The sequence below is a fragment of the Nocardioides sp. AX2bis genome, from assembly GCF_902506435.1.
GTDB lineage: Bacteria > Actinomycetota > Actinomycetes > Propionibacteriales > Nocardioidaceae > Nocardioides.
The window spans coordinates 400,138-414,184 of sequence record NZ_LR733215.1 but is presented as its reverse complement, the minus strand read 5'-3'; the positions used below and the strand labels follow the sequence as shown (position 1 = coordinate 414,184).

Sequence of the window (14,047 nt, the reverse complement as noted above, 5' to 3'; positions counted from 1 at the left end):
GGCCGGCCGACGCGGGTCAGACCCGCTCCTCCATGCGTACGCCGCGCTCGCCGGCGTCGGTCAGCCGGACGTTCTCGGCGGCCGCCGCCTCGAGCTCGGAGCGTCGGGTGGCCTCCAGCATGACCTGCGCCGCCTCGTAGGCACCCGGCTCGGACACCAGGTCGACGGCCCCGCGGTCGAACCTGGCCAGGGCGTTGCGCCCGAAGATCTGCTGCTCGGTCGAGGTGCGCTCGGAGCGACCGCGGCCGAGGAACGAGATGAACCAGTGCAGCACGGCGGTGATCCGGTTCTTGAAGCCCGTGATGTAGACGAGGTGCACCGCGAGCCACATCAGCCAGGCGATGAACCCGGTCAGCCGGACGTTGCCCACCAGCGCGACGGCGCGGAAGCGGCTGATGATGGCCATCGAGCCCTTGTCGAAGTACTTGAAGGGCTTCTGGGCCGGCTTGTTGTCGAGCCGGTTGTCGATCTCCTTGGCCGCGTACTTGGCACCCTGGATGGCCACCTGCGCCACCCCGGGCAGGTTGTCGAGGGAGACCATGTCGCCGACGACGAACACCTCGGGGTAGCCCGGCAGCGTCAGGTCGGGGTTGACCCCGATCCGACCGGCCCGGTCGACCGGGGCCCCGGTCTGCTCGGCCAGCTGCTTGCCCAGCGGGCTGGCCTGCACGCCCGCGGCCCAGATCTTGGTGATCGAGTTGATCCGCTCGGAGTGGCCGTCCTTGTACTGCGTGACGAGACCGCGCTCGTCGACGTCGGTGACCATCGCGCCGAGCTTGACCTCGACGCCCAGCTTCTCGAGCTCCTTCTTCGACTTCTCGCCCAGCTTGGCGCCGAAGGGCGGGAGCACCTGCGGGGCGGCGTCGACCAGCACGACCCGCGCGGAGCGGGTGTTGATCGAGCGGAAGTCGCGGCGCAGCGTGCGGTGGGCCAGCTCGGCGATCTGGCCGGCCATCTCGACGCCGGTCGGGCCGGCGCCGACCACCACGAAGGTCAGCATGTGGTCGACGTCCTCGCCCTTGGCGGCGCCGACCTCGGCCATCTCGAAGGCGCCGAAGATGCGTCCGCGCAGCTCGAGGGCGTCGTCGATGCTCTTCATCCCGGGGGCGAACTCGGCGAAGTGGTCGTTGCCGAAGTACGACTGCCCGGCGCCCGCGGCGACCAGCAGGGAGTCGTAGTGGGTGACGGTCTGGCGGCCCAGGACGTGGTGGGTGACGGTGCGCGCGCCGAGGTCGACGTCGGTCACCTCGCCGAGCAGGACGCGGGCGTTCTTCTGCCGGCTGAGCACCTCGCGGGTCGGCGGCGCGATCTCGCCCTCGGAGAGGATCCCGGTCGCCACCTGGTAGAGCAGCGGCTGGAAGAGGTGGTGGGTGGTCTTGGCGATCATCGTGACGTCGACGTCGCTGCCCTTGAGGGCCTTGGTGCCGAAGAGGCCGCCGAAGCCCGAGCCGATGACGACGACGCGGTGCCGCTGGCCGTCGCCCCCGCCCGCGTCGCCCGCGTTGCCGTGGTCGACCAGCTGGGTGGTCTCGTGCTGGGGCTGCGTCACGTCGTGTCCGTCCTGGGTCGAGCTCATGGGTGCTCCGTCTCCTCGGGGTGCACCCCCATCGTCTCGCGTGAGCCGGGGGTGGTGCCAGTCGCCCGGGTCGTCTCATCGGTCACACGGGTCCCGGGTCCGCACCCGGCGACGTCGTCGCAGGTCAGCGGGCTCCGGTACGCCCCGGCGCGACCAGTCACGACACGCGCGCGTCCGCGGGGTGGCTTGACATGCCACCCCTGCGGGTAAACCGTCCACACTGGCCCCCGACGGCCACCACACTCGGAGGAACCTCGTGACGTCGACCCCGCCCCAGATCGCCCTGGCCCCCGGGCCACGGAGCGTGCAGGACGCGCGCCGCTGGGTCGTACGCCGGTGCCGGGACCTCGGACGACCCGAGCTGGCCGAGTGCGCCGAGGTCGGCGTCTCGGAGCTGGTGAGCAACGCGCTGCTGCACGGCTCCACCCCGATCCAGGTCGGGATGGCCGGCACCACCGCCCACCCGCGCGTGGAGGTCCGCGACGCCTCGACCGACGCGCCCCGGATCGGCGGAGCGGAGGTCACCCTGCTCGGGAGCCTCGACGACGACGCGCTGCTGACCTTCGGCCGCGGCCTGGGCATCGTGGCCCGCGTCTCGCGGGCCTGGGGCGCCGACATCGACGACGACGGCAAGGTCGTCTGGTTCGAGCCGGCCGAGGACGTCGAGGACGTCGCCACCGAGGGGGTCGTCACCGGCCTGGCCGGGCAGGCCGAGCGACGCCGTGCCCTCGACCGCGCGGGCGTGCGCACCTTCGTGCTGCACGGCGTGCCGCTGCGGCTGCACGTCGCCTTCGTGCGGCACTACCGCGAGCTGCGGCGCGAGGTACGGCTGCTGGCGCTGGCGCACGCGACGACGTACCCGCTGGCCCGCGACCTGTCCGAGCTGTTCACGGCGCTGGACGCCCCGGCGTACGACGGGCTCCTGCTCGCCGTCGCCGACATCGCCGACGCCGCCGACGCGGCCGTGCACGACCACACCGGCGCCGACACCGCGGTCGACCTGCGGGTGGACCTGACCCGCGAGGGCGCAGCCGAGCTCGGCAGGCTGGCCGAGCTGCTCGAGGCCGCCGACGTCTTCTGCCGCGAGGAGCGGCTGCTCTCGCTGGCCCGGGACCGCGAGCAGCGCCGCTTCCAGCGGTGGTTCCTGGAGGAGCTGGAGGCGCAGGGCGCCGGGGCGGCGGCGCGGCGCTGGGACGAGGCTCCCGGGGCCGGCGACGCGGCCGGCGACGACGCCGGCGACGAGCCGTCGCGGTCGACCGCGCCGTGAGGGGCCCGGCTCCGGCGGCGGTCGCGGCCGTCGCCGTCGGCGGCGCGCTCGGGTGCGTGCTCCGTGCGGTGGTCGGCGAGACGGTCCCGGCCGGCCCCGCGGACTTCCCGTGGGCGGTGTTCGCGATCAACCTCGTCGGGGCCGCCGCGTTGGCCGCGCTCCCCGTGCTGGGCGTCGTCCGCCGCTCCTCGGTGCTGGCCGCGGGGCTCGGGCCCGGCCTGCTCGGCGGGTTCACCACGTTGTCGGCCGTCTCGGACCAGACCCGTGCGCTGCTGGCCGCCGACCAGACGGTGACCGCGGCGGCGTACGTCGGGGGCTCGCTGGCCGTGGGCCTGATCGCCGTCCACGTCGTGTCGTCGGTCCTCGACGGACAGCAGGACGAGGAGGGTGACGAGTGAGCGCCCTCGACCTGCTGCTGGTGGCCCTCGGCGGGGCCGTGGGCGCCCCGCTGCGGTTCGTGGCCGCGCACCACCTCGACCGGGCGCTGCCGTGGGGCACGCTCCTGGTCAACGTGCTCGGCTCGACCCTCCTCGGCGCGTTCGCGGCCCTGGCCCTGGGCGGCAGCGCCTACGCGCTGCTGGCGACCGGGTTCTGCGGCGGGCTGACCACGTGGTCGAGCTTCGCGGTGCAGACCCATCGGATCGGCGGGGTGCGGGGCACGGCGTACGCCGTCGGGACCCTCGTGCTGAGCCTGCTCGGCTGCGTGGTGGCCTTCGCGGTGCTCGCGCGCTGAGGTGGCCTAGGCGTAGCCGAGGTCGTGCAGGCGGTCGTCGTCGATGCCGAAGTGGTGGGCGATCTCGTGCACGACGGTGATCCGCACCTCCTCGACCAGCTCCTCGGGCGTCGAGCAGTAGTCCAGCAGCGGCAGCCGGAAGACGAAGATCCGGTCCGGCAGGCGGGCCAGGTTGCCGCCCTCCTGCTCGGTCAGGGCGACGCCGTCGTACAGGCCGAGGATGTCCTGCGGCTGGTCGGCCGGCGGATGGTCCTCCACCAGGACCACGACGTTGCTGACCCGCTCCGCGAGCGCGTCGGGGATCTCGTCGAGCGCGGCGTCGACCAAGCGCTCGAACTCCTCGGGGCTGATGTCGAGAGGCACGCCGCCCATCCTCCCCGAGGACCGAAACGCGGTGGGCGGGCCATGTCGGAACTCCGCAATTGCGTGGTTGTGACTGATTCGCCCGGCCGAGATGTGCTGCAACGGCGCAATTGCGCCCGTACGGCAGCAAGCAACGCGCCCGGAACGCACTGATGCCCCGGACCAGGTGGTCCGGGGCATCATCCTGCGACCCCGACGGGACTCGAACCCGCGGCCTCCGCCGTGACAGGGCGGCGCGCTAACCAACTGCGCTACGGGGCCAGGTTTGCTCTTCCGCGCAGCCCGGATCGGGCCTCGCGGACGAAGCGGTAGGACTCTAACCCACGGCGGGCACGCCGCCCAACTCAGGCTCGTCGAACCCCCCCGCACCCGCGTCCCGCGGCCCCGGCGCCGCTCGTGCCATGCGGGTCGTCCGAGGGGACCGACCCGTCGCGGAGCGACGAGTCGCAGCACCCCCAACGGGATTCGAACCCGTGCTACCGCCGTGAAAGGGCGGGGTCCTGGGCCGCTAGACGATGGGGGCCAGGCCGGCCACATCTTAGGACCACGCGGTCCGGTTGCGGTCCGGGACCCGGGCTCCGGTATGGTGACCGTCGCTCGGGCAGGTAGCTCAGTCGGTACGAGCGTCCGCCTGAAAAGTGGAAGGTCGGCGGTTCGACCCCGCCCCTGCCCACGAGCAGCACCCAGGTCCTGGACCTGGACGAACGCCCCCGCCGGTCACCGGCGGGGGCGTTCTGCGTTCCCCCGGAAGAGGCGGCTTCGGTCCTCGGGGTGGCGCCGGGTGCGGCCGGGCCCGTCATGATGGGCCGACCACCCCGGGTCGCCGGACCAGCCCGCCCGGGCACGAGGACGTACGGAGGAGCGCATGCCACCCAGGACCATCGCCGGCCGCTACCTGGTCGACCGCGCGGTCGGCCGGGGCGGGATGGGCACCGTGTGGCTCTGCCGCGACGAGGTGCTGGGACGCCAGGTGGCGGTCAAGCAGATCGGGGCGCTGCCGGGCGAGACGACCTTCGACGTCGCCCGCGCGCTGCGCGAGGCCCGCTCCTCGGCCGCCCTCAACCACCCGCACGTGGTGGCGATCTACGACGCCGTGGAGGACGAGACCGGCAACTGGCTGGTGATGGAGTACGTCCCCTCGCGCACCCTCGCCGAGATCGTCGCCCAGGAGGGTCCGCTGGACCCCGTCCGGGTCGCCGGGCTCGGCGCGCAGGCCGCCGAGGGCCTCGCCGCCGCCCACGCCCGCGGCACCGTGCACCGCGACGTGAAGCCGAGCAACCTGCTGATCACCGACGACGACCACGTCAAGATCACCGACTTCGGCATCTCGCGCACCCACGGCGACGTGGAGCTCACCCGGACCGGCCTGGTCACCGGCACCCCGTCGTACCTCTCCCCCGAGGCCGCCCGCGGCGAGAGCGGCGGCACGGCCTCCGACGTGTGGGCGCTCGGCGCCACCCTGTGGACCGCCGTCGAGGGCGTCGGGCCGTACGCCGACCGCGACAACGCGCTGGCGGTCCTGAACGCGATCGTCTCCGAGCCGACCCCGGTCCCGCAGCACGGCGGACCGCTCACCGACGACATCACGCGGATGATGGACCACGACCCCGGCACGCGGCCCTCGATGGGGGCGGTCGTCGCGTCGCTGCAGGCGGTCCGACGTGGGGACCCCGCACCCGCTGCCGCCGCAGCCGCCGCGCCCGCCGTCGTGCCGGTCGCTGCGCCCGTCGACCCCGCGCCGCCGCCGGCGCAGCCGACCGAGGAACGGTCCCGCCGAGGTCGGGGCGGCTGGCTGGTCGCCGCCGCGGTCCTGCTCGTGCTGCTCCTGGGCGGGGTGGTGTGGCAGCTCGGCCGGGACGAGGCCCAGCCCGTCGCCGGCACGACGGACCCCACGCCGTCCCCGTCGGCCACCCCCTCGGAGACGCCGACCGAGGAGCCGACGCCGACCCAGGAGCCGGAGACGTCGGCGCCGCCCTCGAGCACCGCGCCCCCGCCGGAGCCCGAGCCGTCGAGCCCGTCGCCGACCGAGTCGGAGTCGGAGTCGACCGAGCCGGAGCCGACCGGTGACGCCGCGGCGTTCGCCACGTCGTACTACGCCCAGCTGCCGGACAACCTCGAGGCCGCCTACTCCCAGCTCTCCCCGAGCTACCGGTCGTCCACGTCCTTCGAGTCGTACGCCGGCTTCTGGCGCACCGTCGACGCCGTCTCGGTCGGCTCGACCACGGTGGCCGACGACGGCACCACGGTCGACGTCCAGGTCACCTACACGACCGACGGCAGCTCCCAGACCGAGACCCGCCGGCTCTACCTCGACCCCGCCGGCGACGGCTTCGTGATCGGCGACGACGAGGCTGTCTAGCCGAGATGACGCTCGCGGCGCCTCGAGATGACGGTTCCGGCGCCGCCGACCCCCGGCCGTACGGCACGACGCCCCCGCCGGTGGCCGGCGAGGGCGTCGTGGGTCGAGCCGGTGCGGCTCGTCGTACGGCTCAGTAGGACGAGAAGAGCAGCCGGTTCGGCGAGCCGTTCGTACCGCTGACCGCGTTGCTCGTGGCGTTGCCGAGCAGCGCGCTCGTCACCGTCGACGGCGTGGCCGAGGGGTTGCCCTGGAGGTAGAGGGCGGCGACGCCGGCGACGTGCGGGGAGGCCATCGAGGTGCCCGAGATGGTGTTCGTGGCCGTGGTGCTGCCGATCCAGGCCGAGGTGATGCTCTGGCCGGGAGCGAAGAGGTCGACGCAGGAGCCGTAGTTGGAGAACGAGGCACGGGTGTCGCTGAAGGTGCTGGCCGCGACGGTGATCGCCGAGGCGGCGCGCGCCGGCGAGGAGGTGCACGCGTCGGTGTTCTCGTTGCCGGCGGCCACGACGGTGGTGACGCCCGCGGAGACCATCCTGGCCACCGCGGTGTCGGTGGCGGCGTCGGCACCGCCGCCGAGGCTCATGTTGGCCACGGAGGGCCGGGTCGCGTTGGCGGCCACCCAGTCCATCCCGGCGATGACGCCGGAGCTGGTGCCGCTGCCCTGGCAGTCCAGGACGCGGACCGGCACGAGCGTGACCGCCTTGGCCACGCCGTACGTCGTCCCGCCCACGGTGCCGGCGACGTGCGTGCCGTGACCGTTGCAGTCGCTGCTGCCGCGCCCGTCGTTGATCGCGGTGACCCCGGGGGCGACCCGGCCGCTGACCTCGCGGTTCCCGGCGTAGATGCCGGTGTCGATGATGTAGGCGCGCACGCCGGAGCCCGTGCGGTTGTAGGTGTAGCTGCGCGAGAGCGGCAGCGTGCGCTGGTCGATGCGGTCCAGGCCACCGGTGGCGTTGCTCTGCGTCGCCGAGATGCTGACGCGGGCGTCCTGCTGGACGAACTCGACCTGCGGGTCACGGCGGACCTCGGCCAGCTGGGCGTCGCTCAGGGTGACGGCGTAGGCACCGAGCGTGCCGTAGACGTGCTCGACGTCGCTGCGCTGGCCGTCGACGGCCGCGCGGGCCTCGCTGCGGGCCTGGTCGGCGGCAGCCTCGTCGAGCACCACGACGTACTGGCCGGCGACGGCGCGCTCGGAGCTGACCAGCGGCGCAGGGCGGTCGACCACCCCGTCCGTCCCGCCCGTCGCCCCGGTGCCGGCATGAGGGCCCGCCCGACGGCGCCGGCCGTCCCCCCGGTCGTGCCCGCTCCGACCGTGCCCGGCTACCGGCTGCTCGAGCGGATGGCCCACGGCAAGCGGCTCGACACCTGGGACGCCTGGGACGAGCTCCGGGGCACCCGGTGCGTCATCAAGCTGGTCCGTCCCGACCGCCGGGCGCAGGACCGGGTGGTCGAGGCGCTGCGCCGCGAGGGCGAGATCGCCACGACCCTGGCCCACCCGCACCTGGTGCGGGGCTACGAGGTGCTCGACGACCCCGTCGCCGTCGTGCTCGAGACGCTGCGCGGGCAGACCCTGGGCCGTGTTGTCGAGGACGGCGCCCTGGGCGTGCCGGACGTCGCCGAGCTCGGCCTGCAGCTGACCTCGGTGCTCGGGTTCCTGCACCACCACGACTGGCTGCACCTCGACGTCAAGCCCGGCAACGTCGTCGTGGACCACGGCCGGGCGGTGCTGATCGACCTCAACCTCGCCGGTCGCCCCGGCGAGGGGCGGCCGGGCGCCGGCACCCCCGGCTACCTCGCCCCCGAGCAGGCCCACGGCGGCACCCTGACGAGCGCGACCGACGTCTGGGCGCTCGGGGTGGTGCTGCTGGAGTGCCTCACCGGGGAGCAGCCCTTCGGCCAGGAGGCGACGTGGGACACCCGCCGCCGCTGGCCGCTGCTGCACCGGCGACCGCCCGGGCCCCCCACGCCGCCCGCGCACCTGCCGCCCGCGCTGTCGGCGCTGCTGCTGTCGTGCGTCGACCACGACCCGGCCGCCCGGCCGCGCCTGGCCGACGTCCGCGCCGTCCTGGAGCCCCTGACGGGCCGCCCGTCCGGACCGCGCTCCGGGCCCGGGACCGGCTCTCATGCTCCTCCCAGCCTCCCCTCATGAACGCCTCATCGGGCCCTCCTAGGGTCGGGCACATGCGTTCCCCCCTGCTGTCCCGCACCGCCCTGGTGGTCAACGAGGCGTCGCGCACCGGCGCCGCCCGCTCCGCCCACGCCGAGACCCTGATCCGGGCCGCGCAGGGCCGCTGGGGCCGGCTGTCGCTGCACCCGGCCGGCACCGGGCGCGGCCTGGCCGCCGCCCTCGACGAGGCGCTGGCCGGCGACCCCGAGCTCCTCGTGGTCGGTGGCGGGGACGGCACGCTCGCCCTCGCCGCCGACAAGGTCGCCGGCACCGGCGTGGTCCTCGGGGTGCTCCCGCTCGGCACCGCCAACGACGCCGCCCGCACCCTCGGCATCCCACGCGACCTCGCGGCCGCGGTCGACACCCTGATCTCGGGCGAGGTCGTCGACATCGACCTCGGCCGGGCCGACGGGCGCGCCTTCCTCAACGTGGCCTCGGTCGGGCTGTCCGTGGGCGTCACCGAGCGGCTCCGCCCGGGCCTGAAGAAGCGCCTCGGACCGCTGGCCTACCCCGTGGCGACCCTGGGCGCCTACCGCGCCCACGTGCCGTTCGCCGCCCGGCTGGAGTTCCCCGACGGCGACCACCCCACCCTCGCGCTGCACGACCTGCTCCAGGTCGCGGTGGGCAACGGGCGCCACCACGGCGGGGGCACCACCGTCTCGCCCACCGCCTCGATCGACGACCAGCGCCTCGACGTCTACGCCATCGAGCGCGGCCGGGCCCGCGACCACGTCTCCATCGCCCGGCTGCTCAAGGACGGCACCTTCGTCGAGCACGACCGGGTCCACCACCTGACCACGACCGCCGTCCGCCTGGTCACCGACCCGTCGATGCCGGTCAACCTCGACGGCGAGGTCGTCGCGGCCACGCCGCTGACCTTCGGCGTCGACCACGACGCGGTGCACGTCGTGGTGCCCCGCGGGGGCACCGCGGCCCGCCTCGACCGGCCCGTGGGACGCCGTCTGCCCTGACCCCGGCACCGACAGGGTCCGGGCCCGGGCCCGGCCGGTCCGGTCTGCCAGGATGAGGTGACCCGCACCACCTCGCGGGCCGCCCGACCGACGCCCACCACCCCCGGGCGCGCCCGACCACACGGAGGACCACCGGTGCCTGCAGCCGACCCGACCACTCTGCCCGACCCCGCCCTGCCCGACCCCTTCGGTGACGGGCACGACCACGAGCAGGTCGTCTTCTGCCAGGACCCGGCCAGCGGCCTGCGGGCGATCGTCGCGATCCACTCCACCGCGCTCGGCCCCGGCCTCGGCGGCACGCGCTTCCACCCGTACGCCTCGACCGCCGACGCCCTGCGCGACGTGCTGGCCCTCTCCCGTGGGATGACCTACAAGGCCGCGCTGGCCGGGCTCGACCTCGGCGGCGGCAAGGCCGTGATCATCGGCGACCCCCGCACGGCGAAGACCGAGCCGCTGCTGCGGGCCTACGGCCGCTTCGTGCAGACCCTCGGCGGCCGCTACCGCACCGCCTGCGACGTGGGCACCTACTCCGAGGACATGGACCTCGTCGCGCGCGAGTGCGACTTCGTCACCGGCCGCACCACCGCCCACGGAGGCGCCGGCGACAGCTCGGTGCTGACCGCCCTCGGCGTCTTCCAGGGCATGCGCGCCGCGGCGGAGGTCGTCTGGGGCGAGCCCACGCTGGCCGGTCGTACGGTCGGGGTCGCCGGCGTCGGCAAGGTCGGGCGCCACCTGGTGCGGCACCTGCTCGAGGACGGCGCGTCGGTGGTGGTGACCGACGTCCACGCCCCCACCGTGGACCGGGTCCGCGAGGAGCACCCCGAGGTCACCGTGGTGGCCTCCACCGAGGCGCTCGTGGCCTCCCACCTCGACGTCTACGCCCCGTGCGCGCTGGGCGACGCCCTGACCGACGAGGTCGCAGCGACGCTGTCCGCCCGGATCGTGTGCGGGGCGGCCAACAACCAGCTCGCGCACCCCGGCGTCGGCAAGGTGCTGGAGGACCGCGGGATCCTCTACGCGCCCGACTACTGCGTCAACGCCGGCGGCCTGGTCCAGGTCGCCGACGAGCTCGAGGGGTTCTCCTTCGACCGCGCCCACCAGCGCGCCTCGCGGATCTTCGAGACGACCCGCTCGGTCCTCGCGCTCGCCGCCTCCGACGGCGTCCCGCCCGCGGTCGCCGCCGACCGGGTCGCCGAACGACGCATCCACGAGGTCGGCCGCCTGCGCGGCATCTGGACCCCCTGACCGCCGAGGTGGCGCTCGCGGACAGCCGAGATGACGCTCGCGGCGCCTCGAGATGACGGTTCCGGACAGGTACGCCGGCTCGGGTCGCGGATCGGTGTCAGCGGGCGGCACCAGGTCGCGCGTCGACCCGGGTGTCCGCACCGACCTCCGGGCGCACGAGAACCCGGGCCGACCTCACGGGTCGACCCGGGCTCCCACCGCGGGGAGGTGTCAGTCGCGGCTGCGGTAGTCCGACGACCAGTCGTCGGGCTCCTCGGCCTTGCCGCTGTCGTCCTCGCCACCGTGCAGCTCGCGTGCCAGCGCCCCGAAGTCCGTCTCGTGGGTCTGGTACTTCAGGTCGCGGGCGACCTTCGTCTGCTTGGCTTTCGCTCGGCCGCGCCCCATAGGGTCAGCCCCCTCGCACACTCGGCCGGGCCCGACGCTGAGATCGGGGCACCGGGCTGTCTCCATCGGTGATCGTGAGTGACACGCTACCCAATGACCGGTCGGAACCGCACGCCCGGGCAGGGAAGGGCGCGGCGGGCCAGCCGTACGGGCCTCTGTCCCGCCTCGTGTCTCACCAACCGGGATGGCGGCCCACCAGGCGGACGGAGCCGCCGTCGGCGGCCGTCCCGGCCGGCATGACCTCGCCGGCGACCCAGGACCGCACGCCCTGCTCGGCGAGCACGCCGAGCACGGCGTCGACGCCCTCCGGCGCCACCACGGCGACCATGCCGACGCCACAGTTCAGCGTGGCCTCGAGGTCCTCGACACCGACGCCGCCGGCGGTGCGGACGAGGTCGAAGACCGGGCCGGGGGTCCAGGTGCCGCGCTCCAGGGTGGCGGTGAGCTCCTCGGGCAGGGAGCGGGCCAGGTTGGCCGCCAGACCGCCGCCGGTGACGTGCGCCATCGCGTGCACGGCGTTGGTCGCCGCGGCGGCCAGGCAGGCCTTCGCGTAGACCTTGGTCGGCTCCAGCAGCTCCTCGCCCAGGGTGCGCCCGAGCTCGGCCACGTGCCGGTCCAGGGACCAGCCGAGGCCCTGCTCGCCGAGCAGCACGTGCCGCACCAGCGAGTAGCCGTTGGAGTGCAGCCCGCTGGACGCCATCGCCACGACGGCGTCGCCGGGGCGTACGCGGGCCGGGCCGAGGAGGCGGTCGCCCTCGACGACCCCGGTCGCGGCGCCGGCGACGTCGTACTCGTCGGGGGCCAGCAGCCCGGGGTGCTCGGCGGTCTCGCCGCCGGCCAGCGCGCAGCCGGCCTCGACGCAGGCGTCGGCGATGCCCTTGACGATGGCCGCGATCCGCTCCGGGACGACCCGTCCGGTGGCGATGTAGTCGGTCATGAAGAGCGGCTCGGCGCCGCACACCACGAGGTCGTCGACGACCATGCCGACGAGGTCGAAGCCGATGGTGTCGTGGACGTCCATGGCCTGGGCGATGGCGACCTTGGTGCCGACGCCGTCGGTGGAGGTGGCCAGCACGGGCCGCTCGAACCGGGTGAGGGCCGAGGCGTCGAACAGCCCGGCGAAGCCGCCGATCCCGCCGATCAGCTCGGGACGACGCGCGCGCTCGACGGAGGCCCGCATCAGGTCGACGGCCGCGTCGGCGGCCTCGATGCTCACCCCGGCGGCGGCGTAGGCCGAGGTGCCCGTGTCGGCACCGGTCTGGACACCGGACGGGGTCGGGTGGGTCTGGCTCATCAGGCGCGCTCCGTGCTCGGGGGAGGAGGTCAGGGGTTGTTCAGGACCGGCAGGGCCTTGCCGTGGGTCGGCGCGGTGAGGGAGGTCTCCAGCAGGTGCTTGCCCAGCAGCGCCTCGTCGGGGAGCTCCACGGGGTACTCCCCGGTGAAGCAGGCCTTGCACAGGTTCTCCGTCGGCTGCCCGGTGGACTCGACCATCGCGTCGAGCGAGATGTAGCCCAACGAGTCGGCGCCCACGCTCGCGGCGATCTCGGCGGGCGACAGCCCGTTCGCGATCAGCTCGGCGCGCGTGGCGAAGTCGATGCCGTAGAAGCACGGCCACCGCACCGGGGGGCTGGAGATCCGCACGTGCACCTCGAGGGCCCCGGCCTCGCGCAGCATCCGCACCTGGGCGCGCTGGGTGTTGCCGCGCACGATCGAGTCGTCGACCACCACGATCCGCTTGCCCCGGATCATGTGCTCGAGCGCGTTCAGCTTCAGGCGGATGCCGAGCTGGCGCAGGGTCTGGCTGGGCTGGATGAAGGTCCGCCCGACGTAGGCGTTCTTGACGAACCCCTGGCCGAACGGGATCCCGCTCTCCTCGGCGTAGCCGGAGGCCGCCGGGGTGCCCGACTCGGGCACCGGCATCACCAGGTCGGCCTCGACGGGGAACTCGCGGGCGAGACGGCGCCCCATCTCGACCCGCGCCTCGTGCACGCTGCGGCCGGCGATCCGGGCGTCCGGGCGGGCGAGGTAGACGTACTCGAAGACGCAGCCCTTGGGCTCGGGCTCGGCGAAGCGGTGCGAACGCAGGCCCTCGGAGTCGATGACCAGCATCTCCCCGGGCTCGACCTCACGGATCCGGCTGGCGCCGACGGTGGCCAGGGCGGAGTCCTCGCTGGCCACGACCCAGCCGCGGTCGGTGCGGCCGAGCACCAACGGGCGGATGCCCTGCGGGTCGCGGGCGGCGTACAGCGCGTCCTCGTCCATCCAGACCATCGAGAAGGCACCGCGCAGCAGCGGCAGCACCTCGAGGGCGCGCTGCTCGAGGGTGGAGTCGGGACGGTGGGCCAGCAGCGAGGTGACCAGCCCGGTGTCGTTGGTGATCCCCTCCTGGCGGCGGATGTTGATCTCCAGCTCGCCGGCCGTGCCGGGCAGGGCCGCGACCAGGCCCTGGAGCTCGTGGGTGTTGATCAGGTTACCGTTGTGGCCGAGCGCGATCGAGCCGGCCTCGGTGGGCTGGAACGTGGGCTGGGCGTTCTCCCAGGTGCTCGCACCGGTGGTCGAGTAGCGGCAGTGGCCGATCGCGAGATGGCCCTGCAGCGAGTCCAGGGTGGCCTCGTCGAAGGCCTGCGAGACCAGTCCCATGTCCTTGTAGACCAGGATCTGGCGACCGTTGCTGACCGCGATGCCGGCCGACTCCTGCCCGCGGTGCTGCAGCGCGTACAGCCCGAAGTAGGTCAGCTTGGCGACGTCCTCCCCCGGGGCCCAGACCCCGAAGACCCCGCAGGCGTCCTGCGGCCCCCGGTCCTGGGGGTCGAGGTCGGTGGTGAGGCGGCCGTCGCCGGGCCGCTGGCCGGGACCACTGAGGTAGGGCACGCCACGAGTCTAGGGCCCGATCGCCGGACCGCCTGCGTCGCGGGGAGCGCGGTCGTACGATGGTCTCGGTCATCAGAGGTCCCCCGGCCGTACGCGCCTCTGCCGACCCTCCCC

At 74.3% G+C, this 14,047-nt stretch carries 13 protein-coding genes and 3 tRNA genes; 8 read left to right on the top strand and 8 right to left on the bottom strand.

Annotation, left to right across the window (positions count from 1 at the left end; all coding sequences use genetic code 11):
• Positions 1-16 precede the first annotated feature (16 nt).
• On the bottom strand, positions 17-1,576 hold the full coding sequence (locus GV155_RS02060; protein WP_160004780.1) for an NAD(P)/FAD-dependent oxidoreductase: 1,560 nt from the start codon (positions 1,574-1,576) through the stop codon (positions 17-19).
• A 256-nt stretch (positions 1,577-1,832) separates the two neighbouring features.
• On the opposite strand from GV155_RS02060, the gene GV155_RS02055 reads away from it, so the two are divergent.
• From GV155_RS02055 to GV155_RS02045, 3 genes are read left to right on the top strand one after another with little or no spacing between them, the layout of a single operon-like run.
• Positions 1,833-2,843: an ATP-binding protein gene (locus GV155_RS02055; RefSeq protein ID WP_160004778.1), complete on the top strand. Its 1,011-nt coding sequence runs from the start codon at positions 1,833-1,835 to the stop codon at positions 2,841-2,843.
• On the top strand, positions 2,840-3,241 hold the full coding sequence (locus GV155_RS02050; RefSeq protein ID WP_160004776.1) for a FluC/FEX family fluoride channel: 402 nt from the start codon (positions 2,840-2,842) through the stop codon (positions 3,239-3,241). Before GV155_RS02055 ends, GV155_RS02050 begins: the two co-directional genes overlap by 4 nt.
• Positions 3,238-3,576 carry a fluoride efflux transporter FluC gene (locus GV155_RS02045; RefSeq protein ID WP_160004758.1) on the top strand — a complete coding sequence of 113 codons (339 nt, stop codon included), beginning with the start codon at positions 3,238-3,240 and terminating at the stop codon, positions 3,574-3,576. The genes GV155_RS02050 and GV155_RS02045 overlap by 4 nt, the downstream gene beginning before the upstream one ends.
• 6 nt (positions 3,577-3,582) lie before the next feature.
• Here GV155_RS02045 and GV155_RS02040 read toward each other — a convergent pair whose 3' ends face one another.
• From GV155_RS02040 to GV155_RS02030, 3 genes are all read right to left on the bottom strand, one after another.
• Positions 3,583-3,939, bottom strand: coding sequence for a metallopeptidase family protein (locus GV155_RS02040; protein WP_160004756.1), 357 nt, complete (start codon positions 3,937-3,939; stop codon positions 3,583-3,585).
• A gap of 187 nt (positions 3,940-4,126) precedes the next feature.
• Positions 4,127-4,200: transfer RNA gene (locus GV155_RS02035), tRNA-Asp, on the bottom strand.
• A 189-nt stretch (positions 4,201-4,389) separates the two neighbouring features.
• A tRNA-Glu gene (locus GV155_RS02030) sits at positions 4,390-4,462 on the bottom strand.
• Between the two features lie 76 nt (positions 4,463-4,538).
• Here GV155_RS02030 and GV155_RS02025 point away from each other — a divergent pair.
• Both GV155_RS02025 and GV155_RS02020 read left to right on the top strand, forming a co-directional pair.
• A tRNA-Phe gene (locus tag GV155_RS02025) sits at positions 4,539-4,612 on the top strand.
• A 192-nt stretch (positions 4,613-4,804) separates the two neighbouring features.
• Positions 4,805-6,298 (top strand): serine/threonine-protein kinase, encoded by a 1,494-nt coding sequence (locus GV155_RS02020; protein ID WP_160004754.1) that lies wholly within the window; start codon positions 4,805-4,807, stop codon positions 6,296-6,298.
• A gap of 130 nt (positions 6,299-6,428) precedes the next feature.
• Here the strand turns inward: GV155_RS02020 and GV155_RS02015 are convergent, their stop codons facing one another.
• Positions 6,429-7,520 carry a S8 family peptidase gene (locus tag GV155_RS02015; protein ID WP_160004752.1) on the bottom strand — a complete coding sequence of 364 codons (1,092 nt, stop codon included), beginning with the start codon at positions 7,518-7,520 and terminating at the stop codon, positions 6,429-6,431.
• A gap of 33 nt (positions 7,521-7,553) precedes the next feature.
• On the opposite strand from GV155_RS02015, the gene GV155_RS02010 reads away from it, so the two are divergent.
• The 3 genes from GV155_RS02010 (at position 7,554) to GV155_RS02000 (ending at position 10,678) form a co-directional block, all read left to right on the top strand.
• Positions 7,554-8,444, top strand: a complete 891-nt coding sequence (locus tag GV155_RS02010) for a serine/threonine-protein kinase (protein ID WP_160004750.1) — start codon at positions 7,554-7,556, stop codon at positions 8,442-8,444.
• Between the two features lie 32 nt (positions 8,445-8,476).
• Positions 8,477-9,433 carry a lipid kinase gene (locus tag GV155_RS02005; RefSeq protein WP_160004748.1) on the top strand — a complete coding sequence of 319 codons (957 nt, stop codon included), beginning with the start codon at positions 8,477-8,479 and terminating at the stop codon, positions 9,431-9,433.
• Between the two features lie 135 nt (positions 9,434-9,568).
• Positions 9,569-10,678 carry a Glu/Leu/Phe/Val family dehydrogenase gene (locus tag GV155_RS02000; protein ID WP_236553862.1) on the top strand — a complete coding sequence of 370 codons (1,110 nt, stop codon included), beginning with the start codon at positions 9,569-9,571 and terminating at the stop codon, positions 10,676-10,678.
• 210 nt (positions 10,679-10,888) lie between these two features.
• Here the strand turns inward: GV155_RS02000 and GV155_RS01995 are convergent, their stop codons facing one another.
• The 3 genes from GV155_RS01995 to purF form a co-directional block, all read right to left on the bottom strand.
• Positions 10,889-11,062 (bottom strand): DUF3073 domain-containing protein, encoded by a 174-nt coding sequence (locus GV155_RS01995; RefSeq protein ID WP_160004746.1) that lies wholly within the window; start codon positions 11,060-11,062, stop codon positions 10,889-10,891.
• Between the two features lie 172 nt (positions 11,063-11,234).
• On the bottom strand, positions 11,235-12,356 hold the full coding sequence (gene purM, locus GV155_RS01990; RefSeq protein WP_160004744.1) for a phosphoribosylformylglycinamidine cyclo-ligase: 1,122 nt from the start codon (positions 12,354-12,356) through the stop codon (positions 11,235-11,237).
• A 29-nt stretch (positions 12,357-12,385) separates the two neighbouring features.
• Entirely contained in the window at positions 12,386-13,933 is a 1,548-nt protein-coding gene (gene purF / locus GV155_RS01985; RefSeq protein ID WP_160004742.1) for an amidophosphoribosyltransferase, read from the bottom strand.
• Between the last annotated feature and the right edge of the window lie 114 nt (positions 13,934-14,047).